We start from the raw sequence: 6969 nt of genomic DNA, 5'->3' as shown, positions 1-6969 counted from the left end.
TGTGAACGGGGAATCTCCTGCTATACGCGAAGCGTTAGCGGGATGAGCGTCAATGCTGTTTCCCCAGGCGGCTCTAGAGTTACGCGATCGTGGGCTGCTCTACTACCGCCTCAATCGAATTACCGAAGCCCGTCAAGATTTTGAGGATTATCTGACGCAATTTCCGACTGCCGAAGATGCACCCGCTATCCAGCAATTACTCGATAGTTTAGGGGAGAATTGAAGAATCAGGAATTTTGGATTGTAGATTTTGGATTGGTGATAGTAAAAGTAATCTGCACAAGTTATTCCACCGACTCCCCCACCTCTCCCTATTCTTTGTTCCCTACTTCTCTTGCCGCCGTGTCTCAACCCGAAGCCCTTCGCCATCTCCTGAATGCTGTTGCAGAGGGAAAACTATCTCCCGATGTAGCGCTGGATAAACTGAAGTATTTGACCTATGAACCTGTAGATGACTTTGCCCGGATTGACCATCACCGCACATTACGTACCGGGTTTCCAGAAGTGATCTGGGGACCGGGGAAAACTCCAGAGCAAATTGCCCGAATCATGGAAGTGATGCGGCGTAATACCCCTGTAGTTATGGCGACCCGCATTGAACTCCAGGTGTATGAGCAGTTGCAAGACATGGTGCCAGGATTACACTACTATGAACTGGCTCGAATTTGTGCCGTGCAAGGACGGAATGAAACGCCCTACCCCTATCCGACTGGAGTAACGAATCCTGGTTTAATTGGCGTGCTGTCAGCAGGAACCGCCGATTTACCGATCGCAGAAGAAGCCGCCGTCACCGCTGAACTATGCGGATTTCAGGTGAAACGTCTATGGGATGTAGGCGTAGCAGGTATTCATCGCCTGTTGAGCCATCGGGAAGCGATCGCTGAAGCCGATGTTTTGATTGTGGCCGCTGGCATGGAAGGCGCGTTACCCAGTGTTGTTGCCGGACTCGCTAACTGCCCCGTAATTGCTGTCCCTACCAGTATCGGCTATGGAGCTAGCTTTAATGGACTGGCAGCTTTGCTGTCCATGCTCAACTCCTGCGCTGCCGGAGTAGGAGTTGTCAACATCGACAATGGTTTTGGCGCGGCCATCCTGGCTGGACAGATTTTGAGAACTGCCAGACGGTTGAGGGAGTAGCTTAGGGAGTAGTTTTAAGTTATGAGTTTTAAGTTTTAAGTTCAAAATTCAAACCTTATAACTCAAAACTGTTATTCGACCCATCGGACTTCAACAAAGTGAGCCGGATGACCTTGTGGATCGCGAATGGAACTGATATTGGCGATCGCGAGATTAAAGGGAATGGCAGTGGTAATGTAGCGCTGTGCCCATAGGCCCAATTCTGGAGTGAGATAGGCAGCAGTCAGGGCAGCGGCTCCCATCCCCAGGACTTGCTCGATCGGGCCACGGGGCAGTAAGAAAGCGGCTCCCAGGGTCAGAGAGGTGGTCAAGACCATGCCAACTGAAAGATTTGTGCCACAGCGAGGATGAACCGCCAATTCCCATTCACCGGAGGTCAACCGTCGTAATGCGGTTTGTACAGCTTGACTCAAATCCTCTGGATCAACCTCTCCATACAGGTAAAATCCCCGTTCTGTAGACATCCCACCCAGCAGTTCATCGTCGGCAGGAGGGGAGTTGGTTGCCCCAAACCAGGACATGGGAAAATTGCGAGGCGATCTCGTTAGATTGCTCAATACCCAGACTGTTGCGTGTTCCAGGGCATGAACCTGACGCACCATAAGGATTTCCTTCAACCCTGGCACAAAGCCAAACTGGCGGATCAATTCGCTATCCTGGCTAGAAAAACTCGGCGCAGGCGATCGTGGAAACAGTATATCTAAGATTTCTGTTTCCCAAAACCCTTGATTTGGTTGACTGGAAGCCGAGTACGTCATAATCTTATTGCTCCGATAACAGACGCAACACTTGAATGTTAATCACTCTAGCGTTTGTTAGGGAACAGCCGCGATCGATTGTTGCAATTTGTTGTCAAACCTCAATCTCTGGCCCCTACCTCTGTTGAGGCACTGTACACGTCCTATTCTTGTAATCACACTGTTGGATGGCCTGCTCCTGCCAACTTAAAGGGATCTCCAGTAAATCCCGCGTGCCAGTAATGCCCTGACCAATAAACAACACTAGAGCAACACAATTTAGGACTACATGCACTGTGCGCCAACGATTTCTTCGGTCTTGATAAATGTCTTGAATAATCGCCAGAGAGAAAATCATCAATAACGTCACTGTAACTCCCAAGTAGAAATGGGAGAGAAACCTTTCTTCATCCCGACGATAAATTCCGTCCTGAAAACTAAGAACCACCAGAGCCGCTCCAGTAAGGGTGGCAAAAATCCCACGCCAGAGTGGTACCTCTGCCCGGTATAAACAGATCAGGGAGCCGATGGTCACAACGTACATCAGCAGGATTAACCCAAATTTAGTCGGTTCACTGCTCCACAGTTGATCCCCAATAATTTTGCTGAACATGGGGCGCGTAATTCCCAGCAGTTCCACAATGATCACAGAAACTGCTAGCACTCGACCCAGCTTGAGATGTTCTTGCCCCACCAGAGGGGAAATGTTGCTCTTACTGGTTGTGCCTGCTTGTAAGCGTCGCTGGCGAGTCTGCCAGGCCATAAACACTGTGATGCCAAGGATCGGAAATACAACCGTCACTGCAAGCACAGGATGGATCAGCCGCAGAACATCTTCAAAACCCAGATACATAAAGCCTCGTTGATAGTTCAGTAAGGGTGTTTGAGTCAGGACAGCCTGGGAAATCCACACACCTGAGTTGTAGAGTAGCAGGTGATTATGAAAACATATATTCTTTTGTAAGAGTTTAGAGGCTGTTTGAAAGCCTTGCAATCCCTGCTCTTCTTGATACGGCGTTTAAGTCATGTTGGATCTTCAATTTCCCATTGAATTGGAGCATCAGAATATGTATGGAGTCAATTTTCATCGCTTTCAGGCTTTTACTCCTCTTCCTTGTCTAACTGAGGAAATAGCTCAAAGATTTTGGTGATCAGCATGTAAAGTTCATCCAAAATTTCCTCCGCTCCCCCTTCATCCACCTCAGTTAAGAGTTGCTCGACTGCAGTAATTAAGTGAACCAGGCGATCGGATTGTTGACGGTCAAGTGAAGCCATAATCAGCACGAGTTTTTGATGATTTTCCGCAGGTTATTGTAGTGCTTGACAAGCACCGATCGGGAAAAGTGTAGGATGGACACAAGGCATCGCTATGCCCATTAACCTTAAATCATCAGGGTCGTTTGTATGCGTGCAATGGTGCTAAAGGCTGCCGGTCAACCGCTACAACTGACTGAGTTACCTGTTCCCACTCCTGCTTCTGCTCAGGTATTGATTCAGGTGCAAACCTGTGGTATCTGTCGCACTGACTTGCATGTGGTAGATGGAGAACTAGCTCATCCCAAACTGCCGCTGATTCCAGGCCATCAAATTGTCGGCACAGTTGTTGGTAAGGGAGATCAGGTCGAACGATTTCAGATTGGCGATCGGGTGGGTGTTCCCTGGCTGGGCCATACCTGTCATCACTGTCGCTATTGTTTGACAGGACGGGAAAATTTGTGCGATTGGGCGCAGTTCACGGGTTATCAACTGGATGGCGGCTATGCAGAATACACCGTTGCCGAAGAGTCTTTTTGCTTTCCCATTCCTTCTGGCTACCCTGACCTGCAAGCCGCTCCCCTTCTTTGTGCCGGATTAATTGGCTACCGCTCCCTGACCATGACAGGGGATGCCGAACGGTTGGGATTGTATGGCTTTGGGGCGGCGGCCCATATCATCATTCAAGTTGCTCGCTATCAGGGCCGGAAAGTGTTCGCTTTCACCCGTGCTGGAGATAGTCAAAGTCAGCAGTTTGCCCGTGAATTGGGAGCGGTTTGGGCTGGCAGTTCCGATGAACTTCCACCGGAACTGCTGGATGCTGCGATTATTTTTGCTCCTGTTGGTGCTCTCGTCCCAGCCGCCCTCAAAGCTATTGCTAAGGGAGGCGTGGTGGTCTGTGCCGGAATTCACATGAGTGATATTCCGTCTTTTTCCTATGACCTGTTGTGGGAGGAGCGATCGCTCCGTTCAGTAGCCAACCTGACCCGACGAGATGGTGAAGAGTTTTTAGCCCTGGCTCCCAAAATTCCAGTTCATACTCAGGTACAGGCTTTTCCCCTGGAGGAAGCGAATACCGCCCTGAATGCTCTCCGTAGCGGCCAAATTCAAGGTGCTGCGGCCTTAGTTATGGAGCGCTGATGAATAAAAGTCGGAGGTCTACTCGTGACTACACTCACCAAGTCTGCTGACGCAGACTCAATACAATCAAAGTTTTCAGTAACCTGCGTCGGCAGGTTTTCTCGGTATAGCCGCAACTTCAGTCACCAGGGTGATAAACAAGATGGGCTTCTATCGTTATTGTTCATTATGCTCTATGGCGATCGTTACGCTCTGTTGCGAAAATATTACACTCTATTTCAATTGGCTGGATCTGGCTCCGTGGGCGGCAGTTCTGTAAAACGTCCATGATAGGATGCATTCTCGTAGCTTCTAGAGACTTTAGGAGAAACGCCTTGGCACTACGGGTTGCTGTTGTAGGTGGAGGCCCCGCTGGTTCTTCCGCCGCCGAAGTTTTGGCAAAAGCTGGTATTGAAACCTATTTAATCGAACGCAAGTTAGACAACGTGAAACCCTGCGGTGGTGCCATTCCGCTGTGCATGGTAGGCGAGTTCGAACTGCCTCCAGAAATCATCGATCGCCGGGTTCGCAAGATGAAGATGATTTCGCCGTCTAATATTGAAGTCAATATTGGCAGCACCTTAAAGGATGACGAATATATCGGGATGTGTCGTCGGGAAATCCTGGATGGCTTCCTGCGGACTCGTGCCGAAAAACTGGGAGCTAAAGTCATCAATGGCACCCTGCATAAACTGGAAATTCCCGATAACGACACCGATCCTTACATCCTGCACTACGCAGATCACTCCAACGGCACGTTGGAAGGGGAAAACAAAACCCTGAAAGTGGATCTGGTGATCGGTGCGGATGGCGCTAACTCTCGTGTGGCGAAAGCGATCGATGCGGGCGATTACAACTACGCGATCGCCTTCCAGGAGCGGATTCGTATCCCCGATGACAAGATGGCCTATTACGAGGATCTGGCCGAGATGTATGTGGGAGATGATGTGTCCCCCGACTTCTACGCCTGGGTCTTCCCCAAATACGATCACGTTGCGGTCGGTACAGGCACCATGAAGCCCAACCAGGCCCGGATCAAAGAACTACAACGGGGCATCCGGGAACGTGCAGCCGCCAAACTGCGGGGCGGTAAGATTATCCGCGTGGAAGCACACCCCATTCCCGAACATCCCAGACCTCGTCGGGTTGTAGGGCGGGTTGCTTTGGTTGGTGATGCCGCCGGAACCGTCACCAAGTCGTCGGGAGAAGGGATTTACTTTGCCGCCAAGTCGGGCCGGATGTGTGCTGAGGCGATCGTTGAATTCTCCAACAAAGGAGAACGAATTCCCATGGAGCAAGACCTGAAGGTTTACATCAAGCGGTGGGATAAGCAGTACGGCATGACCTACCTGGTACTGGATCTGTTGCAGCGGGTCTTCTATCGCTCCGATGCGACTCGTGAAGCCTTCGTCGAAATGTGTTCGGACATTGATGTACAAAAACTGACTTTCGATAGCTATTTGTACAAGACAGTGGTACCAGCCAATCCCCTGGTGCAACTAAAAATCACCGCTAAAACCATTGGTAGCCTGCTTCGCGGCAACGCATTGGCCCCTTAAAGGTATTCGGGTTTAGAGATTTACCGACTTCTAAACCTAAATATTTCAACTTTTACTCCTCACCTGAGTCATTCCTACTAGCCAGCACGGGAAATTTTCCAAGTGCTGGTTTTTTCTTGATGCCTATTAAAATCACGTTGATGAGTGAGCAGGATCATCTGGCCTCATTTGGAATGGTGGCCACTACCTTTGATGATCTCTTTACGAGGGAAGTTTTGAAAGGATTGATAAAGTCCTGCGGTGCTGTGCCTCGGCTCAAACTCCAATACTCATCAAAGGTGCCCCCTTATGACAGCCCCCTATTGCAGCCTATCTCCTATTAGATCTCAGAACGTCTTTACCTCACGCACGATCTCGCCCACTGCCCAACCCACTGCTCAACGCTGGTCTCCCTCGGCTAAAGCCGCCACCCAAATGCAACGCTATAACGAGTTGATTGAACGTCTGGTGCGTTACCTGATGCAGGAAGGCTACAACTTCATGGAAGCGAAGGATGAAGTCTTGACTGTAGGCCGCTTAGATCCCCACACTACCGCCCGCGATTTTGATCAACTTGATCCCATGACTGATCGCGAAGCCTTACTGGGATTCAAAGCCTACAATGCGATCGTTCGTCTGCAACGGCGGTATGCGAAGTTGATCGATAAATATCCTGAGGGATAGGGATCGGGGATTGGAGATCAGGGATCGGGGTTGAGATGTGCTACTTTCTACCACTCACTCCTCCACCCACCCACTCCTCCACTCCTCCACTCCTCCACCCCCTCACTCCCCTATCTCCCTCACCTGCTTTACTCTCTCAAAACTCTGGCTCATCCTTCAGGCTTTCAATTAGCAGATCCATCTGTCGTTGTCGCTCAGCCAGAAAGGTTTCGCATTCTTGCAGGCTCTTGACTGCTGCGGCAAACTCATCGAATACTTCAGCCAGCTCCAGCTCTCCAGATTCAATCCGGGAAATGGTTGCTTCTATCCTTTGCACCGTTTGCTCATAGTTCCAGTCCTCCCGCTGTACACCAGAAGTGGGAGAAGTCAGGGAACCGTCTTTTGAGTTGGGTGGATTACCTCTGTTGTCTACAGAGTTATGCACATCGTTCACAGGTTGATTTGGACAAGAGTAATATCGCCAGTATATTTTTACCCAGCATTCTTACTCAAAGATCTCA

Annotated in this window: 9 protein-coding genes; 5 read left to right on the top strand and 4 right to left on the bottom strand. The window is 49.9% G+C overall.

Going from position 1 to position 6969, the window contains the following annotated elements:
- Window positions 1-52 precede the first annotated feature (52 nt).
- Together ACUVQO_RS05580 and larB are read left to right on the top strand one after the other, a co-directional pair.
- Complete coding sequence (locus tag ACUVQO_RS05580) at window positions 53-223, top strand: tetratricopeptide repeat protein (RefSeq protein WP_445924901.1); 171 nt, start codon at window positions 53-55, stop codon at window positions 221-223.
- A 119-nt stretch (window positions 224-342) separates the two neighbouring features.
- Window positions 343-1137, top strand: a complete 795-nt coding sequence (larB, locus tag ACUVQO_RS05575) for a nickel pincer cofactor biosynthesis protein LarB (RefSeq protein WP_445924900.1) — start codon at window positions 343-345, stop codon at window positions 1135-1137.
- A gap of 71 nt (window positions 1138-1208) precedes the next feature.
- On the opposite strand, the gene ACUVQO_RS05570 is transcribed toward larB, so the two are convergent.
- The 3 genes from ACUVQO_RS05570 to ACUVQO_RS05560 form a co-directional block, all read right to left on the bottom strand.
- Window positions 1209-1895, bottom strand: a complete 687-nt coding sequence (locus ACUVQO_RS05570; RefSeq protein ID WP_445924899.1) for a DUF6391 domain-containing protein — start codon at window positions 1893-1895, stop codon at window positions 1209-1211.
- 115 nt (window positions 1896-2010) lie between these two features.
- Entirely contained in the window at window positions 2011-2787 is a 777-nt protein-coding gene (locus ACUVQO_RS05565) for a DUF4079 domain-containing protein (protein WP_445924898.1), read from the bottom strand.
- A gap of 188 nt (window positions 2788-2975) precedes the next feature.
- Window positions 2976-3149, bottom strand: coding sequence for a hypothetical protein (locus ACUVQO_RS05560; protein WP_445924897.1), 174 nt, complete (start codon window positions 3147-3149; stop codon window positions 2976-2978).
- Between the two features lie 129 nt (window positions 3150-3278).
- On the opposite strand from ACUVQO_RS05560, the gene ACUVQO_RS05555 reads away from it, so the two are divergent.
- The 3 genes from ACUVQO_RS05555 (at window position 3279) to ACUVQO_RS05545 (ending at window position 6469) form a co-directional block, all read left to right on the top strand.
- Window positions 3279-4268 carry a zinc-dependent alcohol dehydrogenase family protein gene (locus ACUVQO_RS05555; RefSeq protein WP_445924896.1) on the top strand — a complete coding sequence of 330 codons (990 nt, stop codon included), beginning with the start codon at window positions 3279-3281 and terminating at the stop codon, window positions 4266-4268.
- A 314-nt stretch (window positions 4269-4582) separates the two neighbouring features.
- Complete coding sequence (gene chlP / locus ACUVQO_RS05550) at window positions 4583-5806, top strand: geranylgeranyl reductase (protein WP_445924895.1); 1224 nt, start codon at window positions 4583-4585, stop codon at window positions 5804-5806.
- Between the two features lie 288 nt (window positions 5807-6094).
- Entirely contained in the window at window positions 6095-6469 is a 375-nt protein-coding gene (locus ACUVQO_RS05545) for a hypothetical protein (protein WP_445924894.1), read from the top strand.
- Window positions 6470-6605: 136 nt separating this feature from the next.
- Here the strand turns inward: ACUVQO_RS05545 and xseB are convergent, their stop codons facing one another.
- On the bottom strand, window positions 6606-6902 hold the full coding sequence (gene xseB / locus ACUVQO_RS05540) for an exodeoxyribonuclease VII small subunit (RefSeq protein WP_445924893.1): 297 nt from the start codon (window positions 6900-6902) through the stop codon (window positions 6606-6608).
- Window positions 6903-6969 lie beyond the last annotated feature (67 nt).

This window comes from Leptodesmis sp. (assembly GCF_052746595.1).
This window is presented reverse-complemented; position numbering and strand designations above follow the sequence as displayed.

Coding starts and splice junctions, on each gene's coding strand:
- ACUVQO_RS05580 (WP_445924901.1), top strand. CDS start 53: ATGCTGTTTCCCCAGGCGGCTCTAGAGTTACGCGATCGTGGGCTGCTC.
- ACUVQO_RS05570 (WP_445924899.1), bottom strand. CDS start 1,895: ATGACGTACTCGGCTTCCAGTCAACCAAATCAAGGGTTTTGGGAAACA.
- ACUVQO_RS05560 (WP_445924897.1), bottom strand. CDS start 3,149: ATGGCTTCACTTGACCGTCAACAATCCGATCGCCTGGTTCACTTAATT.
- ACUVQO_RS05555 (WP_445924896.1), top strand. CDS start 3,279: ATGCGTGCAATGGTGCTAAAGGCTGCCGGTCAACCGCTACAACTGACT.
- ACUVQO_RS05545 (WP_445924894.1), top strand. CDS start 6,095: ATGACAGCCCCCTATTGCAGCCTATCTCCTATTAGATCTCAGAACGTC.